Source organism: Halomonas alkalisoli, assembly GCF_021412585.1.
In the GTDB taxonomy this organism is placed as follows: domain Bacteria; phylum Pseudomonadota; class Gammaproteobacteria; order Pseudomonadales; family Halomonadaceae; genus Halomonas; species Halomonas alkalisoli.
Genome location: NZ_JAKCMI010000012.1, coordinates 165,490 through 183,873, shown reverse-complemented (window position 1 = coordinate 183,873; position 18,384 = coordinate 165,490). Strand labels below are relative to the sequence as shown.

General features: G+C 65.2%; 17 protein-coding genes. 13 read left to right on the top strand and 4 right to left on the bottom strand.

The annotated features are described in order from the left end of the window. Window positions 1-329 precede the first annotated feature (329 nt). From LY622_RS02910 to LY622_RS02875, 8 genes are all read left to right on the top strand, one after another. Window positions 330-1,178, top strand: coding sequence for an ATP-dependent zinc protease family protein (locus LY622_RS02910; RefSeq protein WP_234289509.1), 849 nt, complete (start codon window positions 330-332; stop codon window positions 1,176-1,178). 34 nt (window positions 1,179-1,212) lie between these two features. After that, a complete protein-coding gene (locus tag LY622_RS02905; RefSeq protein ID WP_234289508.1) occupies window positions 1,213-2,718 on the top strand; it encodes a UUP1 family membrane protein in 1,506 nt (501 codons plus the stop codon). 4 nt (window positions 2,719-2,722) lie between these two features. Then, window positions 2,723-3,724, top strand: a complete 1,002-nt coding sequence (locus LY622_RS02900; RefSeq protein ID WP_234289507.1) for an alpha-L-glutamate ligase-like protein — start codon at window positions 2,723-2,725, stop codon at window positions 3,722-3,724. Window positions 3,725-3,757: 33 nt separating this feature from the next. Further along, entirely contained in the window at window positions 3,758-4,210 is a 453-nt protein-coding gene (locus LY622_RS02895) for a transcriptional repressor (protein ID WP_234282811.1), read from the top strand. Between the two features lie 39 nt (window positions 4,211-4,249). Continuing rightward, window positions 4,250-4,702 carry a phosphoribosyl-AMP cyclohydrolase gene (gene hisI, locus LY622_RS02890; RefSeq protein WP_234289506.1) on the top strand — a complete coding sequence of 151 codons (453 nt, stop codon included), beginning with the start codon at window positions 4,250-4,252 and terminating at the stop codon, window positions 4,700-4,702. A gap of 3 nt (window positions 4,703-4,705) precedes the next feature. Further along, window positions 4,706-5,056 (top strand): membrane protein insertion efficiency factor YidD, encoded by a 351-nt coding sequence (yidD, locus tag LY622_RS02885; protein WP_439649572.1) that lies wholly within the window; start codon window positions 4,706-4,708, stop codon window positions 5,054-5,056. 131 nt (window positions 5,057-5,187) lie between these two features. Next, window positions 5,188-5,769: a DJ-1/PfpI family protein gene (locus tag LY622_RS02880; RefSeq protein WP_234289505.1), complete on the top strand. Its 582-nt coding sequence runs from the start codon at window positions 5,188-5,190 to the stop codon at window positions 5,767-5,769. Between the two features lie 115 nt (window positions 5,770-5,884). Then, window positions 5,885-6,292, top strand: coding sequence for a ribbon-helix-helix domain-containing protein (locus LY622_RS02875; RefSeq protein WP_234289504.1), 408 nt, complete (start codon window positions 5,885-5,887; stop codon window positions 6,290-6,292). Here the strand turns inward: LY622_RS02875 and LY622_RS02870 are convergent. Beyond that, window positions 6,256-6,687 (bottom strand): SufE family protein, encoded by a 432-nt coding sequence (locus LY622_RS02870; RefSeq protein ID WP_234282803.1) that lies wholly within the window; start codon window positions 6,685-6,687, stop codon window positions 6,256-6,258. The two genes, LY622_RS02875 and LY622_RS02870, sit on opposite strands and share 37 nt — an antisense overlap. Before the next feature lie 27 nt (window positions 6,688-6,714). Beyond that, window positions 6,715-7,893, bottom strand: a complete 1,179-nt coding sequence (locus LY622_RS02865; RefSeq protein ID WP_234289503.1) for a tyrosine-type recombinase/integrase — start codon at window positions 7,891-7,893, stop codon at window positions 6,715-6,717. Window positions 7,894-8,145: 252 nt separating this feature from the next. On the opposite strand from LY622_RS02865, the gene LY622_RS02860 reads away from it, so the two are divergent. Then, entirely contained in the window at window positions 8,146-9,210 is a 1,065-nt protein-coding gene (locus LY622_RS02860) for a DNA-binding protein (RefSeq protein WP_234289502.1), read from the top strand. A 39-nt stretch (window positions 9,211-9,249) separates the two neighbouring features. Here LY622_RS02860 and nfuA read toward each other — a convergent pair whose 3' ends face one another. After that, on the bottom strand, window positions 9,250-9,840 hold the full coding sequence (gene nfuA / locus LY622_RS02855; RefSeq protein WP_114480157.1) for a Fe-S biogenesis protein NfuA: 591 nt from the start codon (window positions 9,838-9,840) through the stop codon (window positions 9,250-9,252). A gap of 235 nt (window positions 9,841-10,075) precedes the next feature. On the opposite strand from nfuA, the gene metH reads away from it, so the two are divergent. From metH to LY622_RS02835, 4 genes are all read left to right on the top strand, one after another. Next, entirely contained in the window at window positions 10,076-13,777 is a 3,702-nt protein-coding gene (gene metH, locus LY622_RS02850) for a methionine synthase (RefSeq protein ID WP_234289501.1), read from the top strand. A gap of 83 nt (window positions 13,778-13,860) precedes the next feature. Further along, the gene (locus LY622_RS02845) at window positions 13,861-15,189 is read left to right on the top strand and encodes an MATE family efflux transporter (RefSeq protein ID WP_234289500.1); all 1,329 of its coding nucleotides are present in this window, start codon (window positions 13,861-13,863) and stop codon (window positions 15,187-15,189) included. Window positions 15,190-15,325: 136 nt separating this feature from the next. Further along, window positions 15,326-16,978 (top strand): nitrite/sulfite reductase, encoded by a 1,653-nt coding sequence (locus tag LY622_RS02840; protein ID WP_234289499.1) that lies wholly within the window; start codon window positions 15,326-15,328, stop codon window positions 16,976-16,978. Next, window positions 16,971-17,489, top strand: a complete 519-nt coding sequence (locus tag LY622_RS02835; protein ID WP_234289498.1) for a DUF934 domain-containing protein — start codon at window positions 16,971-16,973, stop codon at window positions 17,487-17,489. The genes LY622_RS02840 and LY622_RS02835 overlap by 8 nt, the downstream gene beginning before the upstream one ends. A gap of 229 nt (window positions 17,490-17,718) precedes the next feature. On the opposite strand, the gene smrA is transcribed toward LY622_RS02835, so the two are convergent. Next, window positions 17,719-18,312, bottom strand: a complete 594-nt coding sequence (smrA, locus tag LY622_RS02830) for a DNA endonuclease SmrA (RefSeq protein WP_234289497.1) — start codon at window positions 18,310-18,312, stop codon at window positions 17,719-17,721. Window positions 18,313-18,384 lie beyond the last annotated feature (72 nt).

Sequence of the window (18,384 nt, the reverse complement as noted above, 5' to 3'; positions counted from 1 at the left end):
TAGTATCGCACCAAGCTGTCGCGCCTTGGCCAGGCAGGTAGCCTGAAGCCAACGCTGCACCCCTGGAGCCTGATGGTTCCGGGGGTGTTCGTATCTCAGGACTACGAATCCTTCGGACGATCGTGTCGGCTCGTACTTGCCCGGACCGGGTGTTCGTATAATGTATATTATGTTAAATTGCTGATCTTGCCGTGAGGTTGGACAACCCGGGTACCGACTCCTTATCATCTCTCGTCGCGACCCCGCGAGGACACTGCTCGCGACCCACTCCACACTCCAGGCCTCACCCATGCCTCGGGTGAACCCCGACACGGAGGTTTTTTTCACTCATGCGGCCAAGATCACCGTTCGTCGTTGCGCCCTGGTTGCTGGCCTCCCTGCTGATTTCCGGCTGCGCCCTGTCACCTCAGGTCGAACCCGATCCCGTCCTGAGCCCGGATGCCTTCGATGCACGCATCGAGCAGCTCGAGCAGACGATTGCCCTGCGCTGTGACCAGACGGACAACCGGCTCTCTAACCATGGCCTTCGCCAGCTCGAGATGATGGCGGATGTCAGGGATTCCAATGCCGTGCTCCATGAGCTGCGTGGCAATATCCAGCGCCTTGAGCAGCGTGGCGAAGAGCCCGTCATCGTCATGACGGAATGCAGCGAGGCGGCCGATGCGTCCCTTGCCGACAAGGAGCTGGTGGGTCGCTCGGAGTGGATCGGCCTGCCCGATATCGGCACCTACCTTCGGGCCCGTATCGATTCCGGTGCCAACACGTCTTCTCTTTCGGCCAAGGAAATCACCCGCTTCGAGCGCGATGGCGAGGACTGGGTGCGTTTCAAGATGGGCATCAATGAGGACGATGTCGTCGTCGATCAGGTTCGCGATGAATGGATTGAAGCCCCCGTCGAGCGACGCGTGCGCATCGTGCAGGCCGCCGGCAGTGAATCACGCCCCGTAGTCAGCTTGCTGATGACCCTGGGCTCGATTCGCGAACCGGTTGAATTCACCCTGAATGACCGTACTCACCTCAACTATCCGGTGCTGCTGGGCCGCCGATTCCTGATGGATATCGCACTGATCGATGTCGCCGAGACCTACCTGCACCCAAGGCCCGAGTTCCCCGGTGGCCGCCCCGCCTCTGAAGCGGCACAGGACGAACTCAACGACCAGGAGGAGGAAGACCGCTGAACGGCGGCGCCTCCAGCCTCAACAAGGAAGATTCATGTCACGACTGCCCTTCTATCTCATTGTAGGCCTGCTGATGGCGGTGGGCATCGGCATGAGCGTGCATCGACACGTCCAGTTCGAGGTCCCCTGGACCCAGGGCGAGCAGCGGACAGTATGGGAAGTGGAGGCGATCATCGATTTCACCGCCCTGGGCGATCCGGTGCGTGTCGATCTCGCCCTGCCCCAGCACCAGCGCGGCTATCGCCTGCTGACAGAGAATACGGCCTCACCGGGCTATGGCCTGTCGTTTCTCCAGGACGAAACCGGCCGCCGTGCACAGTGGTCGATCCGTGAAGCGGCCGGCAGTCAACAGCTCTACTACTCGGCGCGCCTGCTGGTGACCGAGGACAGGAGGCAGCGTGAGCTGCCGGTACCACCCCAGCGCGAAATCATCTGGGAGCGTCCCTACGATACCGCCGCAGCGCAGGTCATCGAGCGCGCCTGGGCCCGCAGCGCCGACCCCTATACCTTTGCCCGCGAGCTGATTCGCGACTTCAGCGAGGACCGTCAGGGCGAAAACTCTCGGCTGCTGTTGACCCAGTTCGAGCGTAGCACGCTGCTGGTCAGGCTGCTGAACCAGGCCGGCGTGCCTGCGCGGGAGGTCAGCGGGCTGCTGCTGGAAGACGGACGCCGGCGCCAGACCCTCACCCCCTGGATCCAGGTCTTTGCCGGCGAAGACGACTGGACGCTGTTCAATCCGACCAGCGGGGCACAGGGACAGCCCGACAATCTTCTGCTGTGGGAGAGCGGCGGTCGCGCCGTACTGGAGGTGCAGGGGGGCAGCAACTCCCGGGTGACCTTCTCGATGCTGTCGCGGAACCAACCGGCCGCCGCCGCCGTTCGTAGCCAGCTGGCCGATGACACCCTGCTGAACTTCTCGATACACAGCCTGCCCCTGGAAGAGCAGGCACTGTTCCAGACGATCCTGCTGATACCGATCGGCGCCCTGGTGGTGGTTTTTCTGCGCATCATCGTAGGGATCAAGACCTCCGGCACCTTCATGCCGGTACTGATCGCCCTGGCCTTTATCCAGACCACCCTGCCCACCGGCCTGATCGGCTTTCTCCTGGTCGTTGCCGTGGGACTGGTGATCCGGAACTACCTCTCCTACCTCAACCTGCTGCTGGTGGCGCGAGTGTCGGCGGTGATCATCACGGTCATCGCCATCATCTCGATCTTCTCGGTGCTCTCCTATCGCGTGGGCCTCAACGCGGGTCTGACCATCACCTTCTTCCCGATGATCATCCTTGCCTGGACCATCGAGCGCATGTCGATCCTGTGGGAAGAGGAAGGCCCCAAGGAGGTGCTGATTCAGGGTGGTGGCAGCCTGGTCACCGCGGTGCTGGCCTACCTGGCCATGAACAATCCCTGGATCCGGCATATCACCTTCAACTTCCTGGGCGTCCAGCTCATCATCATGTCGCTGATCCTGCTGCTGGGGAACTATACGGGGTACCGCCTACTCGAACTGCGGCGCTTCAAGCCTGTTACCGAGGACTGACTCCATGTGGGCACGACCTAGCCAACTCCTGCGGCGCGGTATCATCGGCATGAACCGCCGCAACATTCGCTACATCGGCCGCTACAACGACCGTCGGCTCTATCCGCTGGTGGACGACAAGCTGCAGACCAAGCTGCTGGCCGAGCGACACGGCATTACCACGCCGGCCCTGATCGGCACCGTCACGACCCAGTTCGGCGTCAAGCAGCTCCAGAAGATGGTGGCCGGACACGAAGGCTTCGTCATCAAGCCGGCCAAGGGCAGCGGCGGCAAGGGCATCCTGGTGATCGAACGCATCGATGGCGATGGCTTCATCAAGCCCAGCGGCGTGCGCCTGGGGCTGAAGGATCTCGAGCGACACGTCTCCAATATCCTGTCGGGGCTCTATTCGCTGGGCGGCACGCCTGACGTGGCCATGGTCGAAGCCCTGATCAACTTCGACGAGCACCTCTCCGAGTACACCTACGAGGGCGTGCCGGACATCCGCGTCATCATCTTTCAGGGCTACCCGGTGATGGCCATGATGCGCCTCTCCACCGCCGCCTCCGACGGCAAGGCAAACCTGCACCAGGGCGCCGTGGGGGTGGGCCTCGACATCGCCTCGGGTACCGCCGTGCGGGGCGTCCAGTTCGACCGCCCGCGGCGGGAGCATCCCGATACCGGCCACGAGCTGGCCAGCCTGCGTATCCCCGACTGGAGAAACCTGCTGGAACTGGCTGCCGGTTGCTACGAGATGACCGGGCTCGGCTACCTCGGCACCGATATGGTGATCGATCGCAATCGCGGCCCCATGTTGCTGGAGCTCAACGCCCGCCCCGGCCTCGCCATCCAGATGGCCAACGGAGAAGGGCTGCGTTCACGCCTGGACCTGATCGAAAAGCAGCCTGACCGCCTCGGCGTGGCAGAGCGCGTCGTCTTTGCCCAACGACACTTTGCCCGCTGCGGGGAGCTCAAGCGCGTGACTCCTGTACCCCAGCCGCTGGCCGCCCCCCTGCCCAGCGCGTAGAATGGGGGCATTCTCCTCAGCATCGGGTCACCCATGACCGATTCAAATAGCCTGCTGCAGCAGGCGGAAAGACAGTGCCAACGCCACGGGGTACGCTTCACCCCGATTCGGCGGCGCGTCCTCGAGATGATCGCCGGTGCCAGCGGCGGACTGAAGGCCTACGACCTCCTCGACCGCCTGGCGGTCGAGCATGCCGCCGCCCGCCCGCCGACCATCTACCGCGCCCTCGATTTCTTGATCGAGCAGGGGCTGGTGCACCGCATCGAGTCTCTGAACGCCTACGTGGCCTGCCCCTGCCCCGAGCATGCGCACGGCTTTCAGCTGCTGATCTGTCGCCACTGCGGGCGGGTGGAGGAGCTGCACCTGGACGACGTCAACCACCAGCTCAACATCCAGGCTCGTCAGCTCGGCTTTCGCGTCGAGCGCCAGACCATCGAGCTGCTGGGCAGCTGCGATATCTGCCTCGAGGCCGCCGCTCGCGCCTGACATCGGTGGCTGAGCTCAATACCCTCTTGTGGAAACGTTATGGTCGATACCTTCAAGGAACTCGAACGGGCCGAGCTCAACGCGCGGCAACCGCTGGCCACGATTCTCGAAGCCGTTCGCTTCAACGCCGACGGCCTGATCCCCGCCATTGCCCAGCAGCATGACAGCGGCGAGGTGCTGATGATGGCCTGGATGAACCGGGAGTCGCTGGAGGAGACGCTGGCGACCGGCCGGGTCTGCTACTGGTCGCGCTCGCGGCAGAAACTGTGGCGCAAGGGGGAGTCCTCCGGCCAGCAGCAGCATCTGCGCGGGGCCTGCCTGGACTGTGACGGCGATACTCTGCTGCTGCAGGTGGAGCAAACCGGCCCCGCCTGTCATACCGGCCGTCGCAGCTGCTTCTACGTGGCGCTGGAAGGCGACGCGGCGCGGATCACCAGCGAGCCCTTGATCGATCCCGAAACGCTCTACCAGAAGCCCGCGGAGGGGCGCTGAACGATGCGCTGCCTGGCGGCCTGGCTCCATCGCCTGGGGCGCTTGCTGGCTCGCGGGCTCGGCCTGCTCATGCTTGGCCTGGTGAAGCTCTACCAGATCACCTTGAGCCCCTTGCTGGGGCCCCGCTGTCGCTTCTGGCCCAGCTGCTCCCACTACACGGCGGAAGCGATACAGGTTCACGGCCCGCTCAAGGGCGGCTGGCTCGCCGCGCGTCGTATCGTGCGCTGTCACCCCGGCAGCGCAGGCGGCATCGACCCGGTGCCCGGCGGCCCCAGCGAACGGCTCTGCCGCGATGACCCGGAGCTCGACGAGGATTTCCGCTGCCGCTGCACCGGACACGCTGCCGAACGCTGAGAGGGCGCTCCCACTAACGCCATCCTGTTATCACAGCCCTGTAGTAGCCCGCTAACACCCTCCTTCGGCTCGGCCGTGCCAGACTGATCAACGGCAACCCAACCACAACGAGCCGATCAGGAGATACGCCAATGTCCGCCAAACGTTTGCTCTTGCTATGTGGCGATTTCGCCGAGGACTACGAGACCATGGTGCCCTTCCAGGCCCTGCAGGCCGTAGGGCATCGTGTCGATGCCGTGTGCCCCGACAAGCGAGCCGGCGACAGCATTGCCACCGCCATCCACGACTTCGAGGGCGACCAGACCTACACCGAGAAGCCGGGACACCGCTTCACCCTCAATGCCGATTTCGCGGATATCGATCCGGCCGAGTACGACGGCCTGGTCATTGCCGGCGGTCGCGCCCCGGAATACCTGCGCCTGAACGAGAAGGTCATCCAGCTTGTGCGTCATTTCTTCGATACCGACAAGCCGGTGGCGGCGATCTGTCACGCAGCCCAGCTTCTGGCGGCCGCCAGGGTACTGGAAGGCCGCACCTGCGCGGCCTACCCGGCTTGCCGCCCCGAAGTGGAGCTGGCCGGCGGGCGCTACGCCGACATCGCCGTGGACGATGCCGTGACCGATGGCAAGCTGGTCACCGCCCCGGCCTGGCCTGCTCACCCAGCGTGGCTCGCCCAGTTCCTGGCCGTTCTCGAGACACGCATCGAGCTATAGGAACCTGTCGGACTTAGCGCTGATCTACTGCGAGATTCACTTCCAGCCACTTGCCCTGGCCCGCGCCCGACGCCATGATGGAATGTCGGCCGGGCCAGCGAGGGAGGGAAACGGCATGTGCAGACTATTCATCGGCGCAGAGCCGGGCCTGTGGGAGCCTCAGACCCGCTCCATGCGGCTCGACGGGGTCTCCACCAGCGTTCGCCTGGAACGCTTCTTCTGGGCGGTATTGGAAGAGGTCGGCAGGCGCGACGGTCTCACGCTCAATCAGCTGGTGGCGAAGCTCTCACGGGAGTGCACTGAAGCCGGACATGACCCCGCCAACTTCGCCTCCTTCCTGAGAGTCTGCTGCGGGCGCTATCAGGCACTGCAACTGGCGGGTGAGATACCGGCCGCGACTGACGTCTCGATCGGTAGCCTGGATGCCGAGGGTATTCTCGCGCGGGAGCGGGTACGCCACATCGCGGCGCGCCCCACGGCCTCGCGTCAGGCAGAGGCCGCCTCCCGCTCCGCCACTTCGTAGATCGTCTTCAGCATGGCATGCAGCCCGTTGCTGCGCGTCGGCGAGAGATGCTTGTCGAGGCCCAGGTCCTGCATGAAGTGCGGGCTGGTGGCGCAGATCTCCCCGGCGGGGCGTCCGCTGTAGATGCGCAGCAGTACCGCAATCAGGCCTGACACGATGGCCGCATCCGAGATGGCATCGAAGTGGAGCACGTCCCCCTCGCGGCGATAGTGTATCCAGACATTCGACTGGCAGCCCTGGATCTTACGCTCGGGCGTCTTCCACTCCTCGGGGAATGCCGGTAGCTGCTTGCCCATGTCGATGATGTACTGGTAGCGATCCATCCAGTTGTCGAACATCTCGAACTCATCCAGCAATTCCTGCTGCGCCTGTTCGGCGGTGGCTTCAGTCGTCATGGGAACTCCGTGGTTGGCATGGGTCCATTATACCGATTCATCCAGGGGTTCGTCCGCCCCAACCGGCAACCCGTGCAGCGACGATTGGCGATGCCACTCCTCATCCTCGGCGTGCAGGTAGCGAGCCGTGGTATCCAGTCGGGAGTGGCGCGCGGTACTGGCCAGGTAGCGAAGCTCCACGCCGGCCTGGGCCTGGTGCGTCAGCGCCGTATGCCGCAGCCAGTGAGGCGTCGCTTGTCGCAGCCGCTGCACCTGCGCCTTGCCGCCCTGCTCGGCTTCCAGGGCCTCGGCGGCATCGCCGAAGGCCTCGCGAATGAGGCGATAGAGCTGGTTGTCGCCCAGGCTGCGGCGCCCGTTCAGGCCGCGCAGCAACGGCGTATCCTCGCCGGGCTCCGGCATGGATGCCAGGCCCAGGCCGCCTCGCCACTCCCCCAGCAAAGCCAGCATGTCCTGCGGCACGGGAATGTACGCCAGCTTGTCGCCCTTGCCCACGACCCGCCACCACCAGCGCCCTTCCCGCATGACGAAGTCGCCCATGCGTGTCGCCGCCATTTCACTGATCCGCGGCGCCAGAAGGTAGGCGAAGCCGAAGGTCATGCGACGTCGTGAACGATTGAAGCGAGCCTTTGTACCGGCACCCTCCTCCAGCGGCCGTTCCAGCCATTGCCACAGCCACTCCCACAGCGGGCGCTCCAGGTAGCGCTCGATCCTGGGCTGGCGGTTGTCGAGGCGACGGCGCTTGTCACGCATCAGTCGGAAGGGATTGTGCGCCACCCAGCCCGCCTCGACCAGCCAGGCGAACAGGCCCTGAAGAATCACCAGGCTCTGCCGACGGCTGGCCGGTGACAGCGGTCCCCGAAACGGGCGCCACTCCGGGGAATGCCTGGGTCTCGGCGGCCCGACCCAGCGCTCGTCGGGGCGCGGGTCGGCAAGGAAGGCCTCGAAGGCATCGAGATCCTGGCGCCGGAGCCCACCGAGCCCCCTGCCCTGTTCACCCAGCCAGAGCAGCAACCGCTCGGCCTCACGCCGATAGGCACGCAGCGTCTGCGGGCTGGCGCGAAACTCGGCCAGCCACAGCGCCACGGCATGGTGGTCGTCGTCCGCGGCGATTCGTGCCGCCGCCCGGTCGGCCACCGGCACGACCGAGGCGGCCTGCCCCAGGGTCAGCTGTGGCTGTGGTTTTTGCTCTTGCCCTGTCTCGCTCATGCTGCGCTCTCCCGCCCACGGCTGGGGTTCTTCTGCCCATCTTCGCGCGGATAGCGTCAAATAATCAAGATAAGACGGGTAATCTTGAATTTTCAAACATATCGTAACGTAATATACGTAATTATTATCATGTAATTATCTTTTCCTTCCTGCCCGCTGGCGCTAAACTAGCCATGACAGGCGATGGCACAAGGGAATACTGCCTTGTGGTCATGCCCAGGCACGGAATGCAGATGACGTCAGGAGAGCGCCATGGCACGCAGCGGTGTGCAGTACGAAGACGTGAAGCAGGCAATCGATGCATTGATGGCCAAGGGGGAAGCCCCCAGCGTGCAGAAGATCAGGGAAGTGCTGGGAACCGGCAGCTTCACCACCATCAGCGATCACCTGCGCGAATGGCGCGCGCGGCGCGAAGAGCGCGCCGTTGCCACGCCGGCACAGGGCATGCCCGAACCGATCCAGCAATTGGCCGAAGGCCTCTGGGAGAAGGCGCAGGATGCCGCCGGAGAAGCCCTCGCCGACTATCGTGAAGCGGCGGACCGCGAGATTACGGCGGCCCGGGATGCCGTTCAGGATGCCAGGCGCCAGGCCGAGGATGCGGAGCAGCGCGAGGCGGCACTCTCCGCGCACCTGGCCAGCATCGAGCAGCGGCTGGAAGCCCGCAGCGCCGCCCTGGCCACCGCGGAAGCCGAACGCGACCAGGCCCTCGACAAGGCCCGCCGGCTGGGCGAACGACTCGCCCGCAGCCTCCAGCAGCTCGAACGCCTGCAGGCGGAAAGCGAGCTGCAGCTTCAGGCCCACCAGCAGGCCCTGGGGGAACGGGAGGCGCAGCACCAGGCTCGCCAGCAACAGGAGGAGCAGCGCCACGAAGCCGCCGAAGCGAGGCTGATGAGCCTGCTGGACGAGGCCCGCCAGGAACGCCTGTCCGGCGAGAAGCGCTACGTGACCAACCTGCGACAGTTGGAAAGCCGCCAGGAGGCGCTGAAGCAGGAGCTGCAGGAGATGCGCGCCGCACTGGCCAGGGAAGAAAAACAGCACCGGGAGACCCAGTGGGCCCGCGCACGGGCCGAAGAGCGCGCCGACACCATGCGCCACGCGCAATCGCTGCTGCAGGCGCGCATCGACGACCAGAAACGCCATCTGGAAGAGCAGGCCAGTCGCTTGCGCCTGCTGGAGTCCGAGATCAGCCGGCGGCTCTGGCAGGGCGAAGAGCCGTACCAGGTGGAGGAGCAAGCGGTACCCAAGACGCAAGAAGGCCCCACCGCGGCGGGGCCTTCAAACGAGTCTGTCGACAGGAGCGAGGGCGAGAGCCGATAGCCTCGACAGCTCTCGGGCTATCGCCAACCCCCTGGGATATCAGCGATAATAGGCGTTCGTGGTGTCCGTATGATCGGTGACGTCGCGAATGCCGGCCAGCTCGGGGATACGCTCCATCAGGGTCTTCTCGACCCCCTCTTTCAGGGTCAGGTCGACCGCGGCACAGCCTTGGCAGCCGCCGCCGAACGCCAGCACCGCCACCTTGTCCTCGGTCAGCTCCGTCAGCTTGATCTCGCCGCCATGGGCGGCCAGGCCGGGGTTGATCTCGCTGTAGAGAATATAGTTGACCCGGTCCTCGAGGGGACTATCGGCGTTGACCTTGGGCATCTTGGCATTGGGCGCCTTGATGGTCAGCTGCCCCCCCATGCGGTCGGCATTGAAGTCGACCACCGCCTCGTCGAGGAAGGCAAGGCTGTTCTTGTCCAGGAACACATTGATCTTCTCCAGCTCGACCCGCTCGTCGGTGGGCTCCTCCTCACCCGGCCGGCAATAGGCCAGGCAGGTCTCGGCATAGGGCGTACCGGGCTGGGTAATGAATATGCGCACGGCGATACCCTCGACGTTCTGCTTCTCCAGCAGTTCGGCAAGGTAATCCTGGGCACTGTCGGTAATCTGGATAGTCTCGCTCATGGTGTTCTCGCTGCTCTGGTCGCTGCCCAGTCGGGCAGGCCGTATTGATATACCCTCATGGTAAGCAAAACCGGCCGGCGAGACAATCCCGACTATTTTGGTCGGTTTTTGATCAACCCTGCCCTCGCGCCGCCGCTTTTGTTAACATACTGCCCGACTCGGCCCGCCAAAGAAGACGCCCAGAGGCGCCTGCGCGGCCTGCTACCCGTGACTTCGCTGGAGACCGACCCCACCCATGGCCGCCGTTCCCTCTGCCTTGACTGCCACCCTCACCGAACAACTCGGTCAGCGTATCCTGATGCTCGATGGTGGCATGGGTACCATGCTGCAGAATGCAGAACTCGATGAGGCCGATTTTCGCGGAGAGCGTTTCAGCGACTGGCCCTCGGACCTGAAGGGCAACAACGATCTGCTGGCCCTGACCTGCCCCGACCTGGTGACGCGGATTCATCGCCAGTACCTGGAGGCCGGGGCCGACATCATCGAGACCAATACCTTCAACAGCACCCGCCTCTCCCAATCCGACTACGGCATGGAGGCGCTGGTCCCCGAGCTCAACCGGGAGTCGGCGCGGCTGGCCCGCGAGGTGTGCGACGCCGTGGCCGGCGAGACCGGCGTGCCTCGCTACGTGGCCGGTGTTCTGGGGCCGACCTCCCGTACCGCCTCGCTGTCGCCGGATGTGAACGACCCGGCCAAGCGCAACGTCACCTTCGATGCGCTGCGCGAGAACTACTATGAAGCGGCCGAAGCGCTGATCGAGGGCGGCGCCGATCTGATCATGATCGAAACCATCTTCGACACCCTCAACGCCAAGGCGGCCATCTTCGCCCTGGAGGCGCTGTTCGCCGATCGCGGCGAGCGCCTGCCGGTGATGATCTCCGGCACCATCACCGATGCCTCGGGGCGCACCCTTTCCGGCCAGACCACCGAGGCGTTCTGGAACTCGGTGCGCCATGCCGAGCCGCTCTCCATCGGACTGAACTGCGCCCTGGGCGCCGCAGAGCTTCGCCCCTACCTGGAAGAGCTCTCCACCAAGGCCGATACCTTCGTTTCCGCGCACCCCAACGCCGGCCTGCCCAACGAGTTCGGCGAATACGACCAGACCCCCGAGGAGATGGCCTCGATCGTCGCCGAGTTCGCCGAGAGCGGCTTGGTCAATATCATCGGTGGCTGCTGTGGCTCCACTCCGGAGCACATTGCCGCCATCCATGCCGCCATCAAGGGCATGCCCCCGCGCCGGGTGCCCGAGCGCCCGCGAGCCTGCCGCCTCTCCGGCCTCGAGCCCTTCAACATCGAGAAGGGCTCGCTGTTCGTCAACGTCGGCGAGCGCACCAATGTCACTGGCTCGGCCCGCTTCAAGCGGCTGATCGTCGACGAGGACTACAATACGGCACTCGAAGTGGCCCTGGAGCAGGTAGAGAACGGCGCCCAGGTCATCGACATCAACATGGACGAGGGCATGCTGGAGTCCGAGGAGGCCATGGTGCGCTTCCTCAACCTGATCGCCGGGGAACCCGACATCGCCCGGGTGCCGATCATGATCGACTCCTCCAAGTGGGAGATCATCGAGGCCGGCCTCAAGTGCGTCCAGGGCAAGGCGGTGGTCAACTCCATCTCCATGAAGGAGGGCGAGGCAGCCTTCCGGGAACAGGCCACCCTGTGCCGGCGGTACGGTGCCGCCGTGGTGGTCATGGCCTTCGATGAGCAAGGCCAGGCCGACACCTTCGCCCGCAAGACCGAGATCTGCCAGCGGGCCTACGATATCCTGGTCGACGAGGTGGGCTTCCCACCGGAAGACATCATCTTCGATCCCAATATCTTCGCCATCGCCACCGGCATCGAAGAGCACAACAACTATGCGGTCGACTTCATCGAAGCCACCCGCTGGATTCGCGAGCACCTGCCTCACGCCATGGTCTCGGGCGGCGTCTCCAACGTCTCGTTCTCGTTTCGCGGCAACAACCCGGTGCGCGAGGCGATCCACTCGGCCTTCCTCTATCACGCCATTCGCGCCGGCCTGAGCATGGGTATCGTCAATGCCGGCCAGCTGGCCGTGTATGACGACCTGCCCGCCGAACTGCGCGACGCGGTGGAGGACGTGGTCCTGAACCGGCGTGCCGACGGCACCGAGCGACTGCTCGACATCGCCGACCGCTACAAGGGCGACGGCAGCGGCCCCGCCAAGAAGGAGGACCTGGAGTGGCGTAGCTGGGAGGTCGAGAAACGCATCTCCCATGCCCTGGTCAAGGGAATCACCGTCTATATCGAGGAGGACACCGAGGAGGCGCGCCAGCGGGCCAGCCGCCCCATCGAGGTGATTGAAGGGCCGCTGATGGACGGCATGAACGTGGTCGGCGACCTGTTCGGCGCCGGCAAGATGTTCCTGCCCCAGGTGGTCAAGTCGGCCCGGGTCATGAAGCAGGCGGTTGCCTACCTGATCCCCTATATCGAGGCGGAGAAGACCGAGGACACCAAGCCCAAGGGCAAGATCGTCATGGCCACGGTGAAGGGTGACGTCCACGATATCGGCAAGAACATCGTCGGCGTGGTCCTGCAGTGCAACAACTACGATGTGGTCGACCTTGGCGTCATGGTGTCGGCGGAGAAGATCCTGCAGACGGCCAGGGCGGAGAAGGCCGACATCATCGGCCTGTCGGGCCTGATCACCCCTTCCCTCGACGAGATGGTGCATGTGGCCAAGGAGATGCAGCGACAGGGCTTCGACCTGCCGCTGCTGATCGGTGGAGCCACCACCTCCAAGGCGCATACCGCGGTGAAGATCGAGCCCGGCTACGAGCACCCTGTGATCTACGTGGCGGATGCCTCCCGCGCCGTGGGCGTGGCCGGGAAATTGCTTTCGCCCACGCTGAAGCCGAGCTATGTCGCCGAGATTCGCGCCGAGTACGAGCAGGTGCGCGAGCGCAACGCCCGCCGCCGTCCCAAGGCGGCCGACCTGAGCTATGCCGAGGCCCGCGAGCGCAAGCTGCCCATCGACTGGGCCAGCTACACCCCGCCGCGCCCCGCCGTCACCGGCCTGAAGGTATTCGACAGCTATGATATCGAGGAGCTGATCGAGCGTATCGACTGGACCCCCTTCTTCATGAGCTGGGAGCTGGCGGGCAAGTATCCGAAGATCCTCGATGACAAGGTGGTCGGCGAAGCCGCCCGCAGCCTCTTCGCCGATGCCCAGGAGATGCTGCGCAAGCTGATCGACGAGAAGCACATCCAGGCGCGCGGCGTGATCGGGCTGTGGCCGGCCAACAGCGTCGACGATGATGTCATCGAGGTCTACGCCGACGAGTCGCGTACCCAGGTGGTCGAGCGACTGCACCACATCCGCCAGCAGACCACCAAGAACCGCGACGGGGTCTGCTACAGCCTCGCCGACTTCGTGGCGCCCAAGGCGTCGGGCAAGCCGGACTGGATCGGCGGTTTCGCCGTGACCACCGGTCATGGTGTCGAGGCACTGGCCGAGCGCTACAAGGCCGCCGGCGACGACTACAGCGCAATCATGGTGCAGGCCTTGACCGACCGCATGGCCGAGGCCTTCGCCGAACGCATGCACGAGCGGGTGCGCAAGGAGTTCTGGGGCTATGTGCCGGACGAACGCCTGGACAACGTCGAGCTGATCGCCGAGAAGTATCAGGGCATCCGGCCCGCGCCGGGGTATCCCGCCTGCCCCGACCACACCGAGAAGAGCACCCTGTTCCGCCTGCTCGATGCCTCCGAGAATGCCGGCATCGACCTCACCGAGAACTTCGCCATGTGGCCGGCGGCAGCGGTTTCCGGCTGGTATTTCTCGCACCCGCAGTCGAAGTACTTCTCCACCGGCAAGATCACCCGGGACCAGGTGGAAGCCCTGGCTGAGCGCAAGCAGATGAGCCTGGAGGAGCTGGAGCGCTGGCTGTCGCCGGTCCTCTCCTACGACCCCGCATGATCGGAATCGGGGCCTGAACGGGCTCCGGAAGCCCTCGTTCGCGAGGGCTTCCTCCCCAGTCACCCTTGTCGACCGGAAGCCGGATGCTGCCCGAATCGCTCCGCCGCCAGAAGATCCTGCGCCTGGCCCTGCCGATCATCGCCGGCATGCTGTCGCAGAGCCTGATCAACCTGATCGATGCGGCCCTGGTCGGTTCGCTCGGCCAGGTGCCCCTGGCCGGCATCGGCATCGGCGGCTACGCCATGTTCCTGATCACCGCCGTGGTGTTCGGCCTGTCGTCGGGGGTGCAGGCACAGACCGCCAGGCGCCATGGAGAGCAGGATTGGCCGAACTGCGCCATGCCGCTCAACGCCGGCCTGGTGATTGCACTCGCGGTTGCGCTGCCCATTGCCCTGCTCTGCCTGTGGCAGGCGCCCGCCCTGCTCGGCCTGATCAATCAGGACCCCGCCGTGAGCGCAGTGGCCGTGGAATACTTCCGCTGGCGCATTCTCTCGCTGATTGCCGTGGCGATGATCTTCTGTTTCCGCGGCTACTGGAACGGTATCCAGCAAACCGGGATCTACCTGCGGATAATCCTGTTCACCCATGTGATCAACGTGGCCGCCAGCCTGGCGCTCATCTTCGGCTACCTGGGGCTTCCGGCGATGGGGCGCGCCGGTGCGGGCGCCGGCACGACCCTGTCGCTGTTCATCGGGCTTGCCATCTGGGCACTGGTCAGCGTGAGGCATGCAGGAAAGCGTGGCTTCCTGGTCGAGCTGCCACGGCGCAGAACCTTCACCACCACCCTGCGACTGGCCCTGCCCCACTCCTTCCAGCAGCTGTGGTTCGCCGCAGGCTACGCGGTGCTGTTCTGGATACTGGGCCAGATCGATTCCGCCAGCGTGGCGGTGGGCCATGTCCTGGTCAATCTGTCGCTGCTGCTGATCCTGCCCGGCGTGGGGCTCGGCATGGCGGCCATGACGCTGGTCGGCCACTCCCTGGGCCAGCAGGCCCATCAGGAGGCACATCGCTGGGGCTGGGACGTGGTACGCCTGGCCTGGCTCTGCCTGGCGGCCCTGGCGCTGCCCATGGCGCTGTTCCCCGAGCTGGTGCTGGGCCTGTTCCTCCACGATCCCGCCCTGGTGGCCCTCGGGCGGTTGCCCCTGCAGCTGACGGCAGCCATGATCGTACTCGACGCCGCGGCGCTGGTGCTAGGCCAGGCCCTGCTCGGCGCCGGCGCCAACCGCACCGTGATGACCACCACGCTGACGCTCCAGTGGCTGGTCTTCCTGCCGCTGGCCTGGTGGGTCGGGGTGGTTCTGGATCAGGGGCTGCTGGGCATCTGGTGGGTTCAGCTCGGCTACCGCTGCCTGAATTCGGCCTGGTTCGCGCTTATCTGGCAACGTCGCCGCTGGCAGCGGCTTGCGGTATAGTCGCTGGCCACTGGACTTGACTCCTTATATTACTTTCAGTATAAAAAATATGAATATTTATTCTTTCATAGAATAACGCAGAGGCGTTAAGGTGCCCCTGACGCTTCGCCACTCTCACAGCAGCAGGACCGGCTGAATGTATCGCTACGACACCTACGACCAGACCCTCGTGGATGAGCGCGTCGCCCAGTTTCGCGACCAGATGGGCCGTCACCTGGCCGGCCGCCTCGGAGAGGAAGAGTTTCGCCCCCTGCGCCTGCAGAACGGCCTCTATATCCAGAAGCATGCGCCCATGCTGCGCATCGCCATCCCCTATGGCATGCTCGGCAGCCACCAACTCAGACGCCTGGCGGCGATCACGCGTCGCTACGACCGTGGCTATGGTCACTTCACCACCCGCCAGAATCTGCAGCTCAACTGGCCGGCGCTGGAGGACGTGCCCGATATCCTCGCCGAGCTGGCCGAGGTGCAGATGCATGCGATCCAGACCAGCGGCAACTGTATCCGCAACACTACCAGCGACCAGTTCGCTGGCATCGCTGCCGACGAGGTGGAGGACCCGCGCCCCTGGTGCGAGCTGATCCGCCAGTGGTCGACCCTGCACCCGGAGTTCGCCTTCCTGCCACGCAAGTTCAAGATCGCCGTGTCCGGGGCTGCCGAGGACCGTGCTGCCATCCAGGTCCACGACATCGGCCTGCGCCTGTGGCGCAACGATCACGGCGAGCTGCGGGTGAAGGTGCTGGCCGGTGGCGGCCTGGGCCGCACGCCGATGATCGGCGACGTGGTACGTGAGGACCTGCCCTGGCAGCACCTGCTGACCTATCTGGAAGCCTGCGTGCGGGTCTACAACCAGTTCGGCCGCCGTGACAACAAGTTCAAGGCGCGCATCAAGATCCTCGTCAAGGCACTGGGCATCGAGGAGTTCCGCCGCCGCGCCGATGCCGAGTGGGCGCATCTCAAGGATGGCCCCCAAACCCTCACCCCGGCCGCCGTGGAGGCCGCTCGAGGCCATTTCCCGGAGCCCGAGCGTCGCCCGGTAAGCGATGCTGCCATCGGCAATTTCGAGCGGCTGCGCGCCGAGAACCGCGCCTTTGGCCGGTTCGTCACCAACAACATCACCGACCACAAGGTGCCGGGCTACAAGGCGGTGACCCTGTCGCTCAAGCGCCGCGAGCATGCGCCGGGTGACGTCACCGCCGACCAGCTCGAGGCGGTGGCCGACCTCGCCGACCGCTTCAGCTTCGGCGAGGCACGGGTGACCCACGAGCAGAACCTGGTGCTCTCCGATGTGCCGGTGGATCAGCTCGAGGCGCTATGGCACGAGCTCGAGGGCCTGGGCATGGCCAACCCCACCATCGGCACCCTCAGCGACATCATCTGCTGCCCCGGTGGCGACTACTGCGGCCTGGCCAACGCTGTGTCGATCCCCATCGCCCAGGCGCTCCAGGAACGCTTCGAGGATCTCGACTTCCTCTATGACCTGGGGCCGCTGGACCTCAACATCTCGGGCTGCATGAACGCCTGTGGCCACCATCATGTCGGCCATATCGGCATCCTCGGCGTCGACAAGAAGGGCGAGGAGTACTATCAGATCTCGCTGGGCGGCAACGCCGGCGACGACGCCTCCCTGGGCAAGATCCTCGGCCCCTCCTTCTTCCGCGAGGACGTGCCCGAGGTGATCGACAAGGTGCTCAAGGTCTACGTGGAGCAGCGCCATGAAGATGAGCCTTTCCTCGACACCTATCGCCGTATCGGTCTGAAACCCTTCAAGGAGCGGGTCTATGCCTGACAGTCAACTCGAGCATGCCCAGATGCTGATCAAGATGGGGCAGCCGGAGCAGGACGAATGGGCCCTCTCCCGCGTCGAGGAAGCGCTGCCCACCCGGCGTCCGGTCATCGTGCCCCTGGCGCTCTGGCAGGCGCACCGTGATGACCAGGGCCTGGCGCCCTGGCTGCCCAGCGACACCGAGCTCAGCCCCGAGTTGGCCGAGGTTCTGGTCCAGTCACCGCTGATCGCCATCGACTTCCCGGCCTTCACCGATGGGCGCGGCTATACCCTGGCGCGGCTGCTCCGCGAGCGCTATGGCTACGGTGCGGAGATTCGTGCCATCGGCGACGTGCTGGTCGACCAGCTCTACTACATGACCCGCTGCGGCTTCGACGCCCTGGCGCTGCGCGAGGACCAGCACCTGGACGACGCCCTGCGTGCTCTGGGTGCCTTCAGCGTCAGCTACCAGCCGGCGGTGGACGTCAAGGAGGCGCTCTTCGAGCGCCGCCTGCGCGAGAACGGCGGCGCCTGAAGCCCGATCCGCTCGTCTCAACACCAGGGCCCCGGCAACTGCCGGGGCCCTGGTGCAAGAGCATTGCGATCAAGTCCCAAGCCAACCGCCCCAGTACCGGGGCTGATCCGGCGACAGGCCTCCGAGGAGGCGCTGTGAATACCTCCCTGTACGCTACCGATTCCTTCCCTGGAATCGGACCTCCTCTACGACCTGTCCCCGGCGCCCCTCCATCTTACAGCTGCAACCGTCAACCGCGACGCTTCTGCTGCCGCTCCCGATTCGCCGCCCTCGCCCGCTCACTCTTGCGCAGCATCACCCAGGTGGCCCCCAGGCCCCCATCGGCCTGCTGGGCGGAGGCGAACGCCTGCACCTCCTCGAACTGGGCGAGCCACTTGACCAGATAGGAGCGCAGCACATTGGGCGGGCTGTCGATCTCGCGGCCGCGTCCGTGCACGATCAGCACCGACCGCAGGTCATGGGCATAGGCTTCATGAATGAAGGACGGCAATACCCGGCGGCACTCCGCCAGCGGGCGGCGCAACAGGTGCAGCCGCGACTGGGCCGGGTAGCCACCGTGGCGGAGGCGGTCCACCACCCCCTGCTGGATGCCCTCGCGCCGATACTCGACCGGATCGAAGGGCGGCAGCAGCTCGACGAAATCGTCGGAGAGAAAGCTGTCCTCGCCGGTCTCGGCCTGGGCACTCTCGCGACGGGCCAGCTGCGCCTCCGTGGGACGACGCTGCCGCCGCCCGGGATTGGCCCGGTTGGCCGCGCCGGGCAGCGGCCGCACGTCACCCATCATCGCTCGGAAATCCTGATCGTCACGGGCAGACTGATTCATGGGCCACCTCCGTCAGCGTCAAGTTCGACAGGCTCCGCATATCCTACCAGAGCCCGGAAACGGGTTTTAACC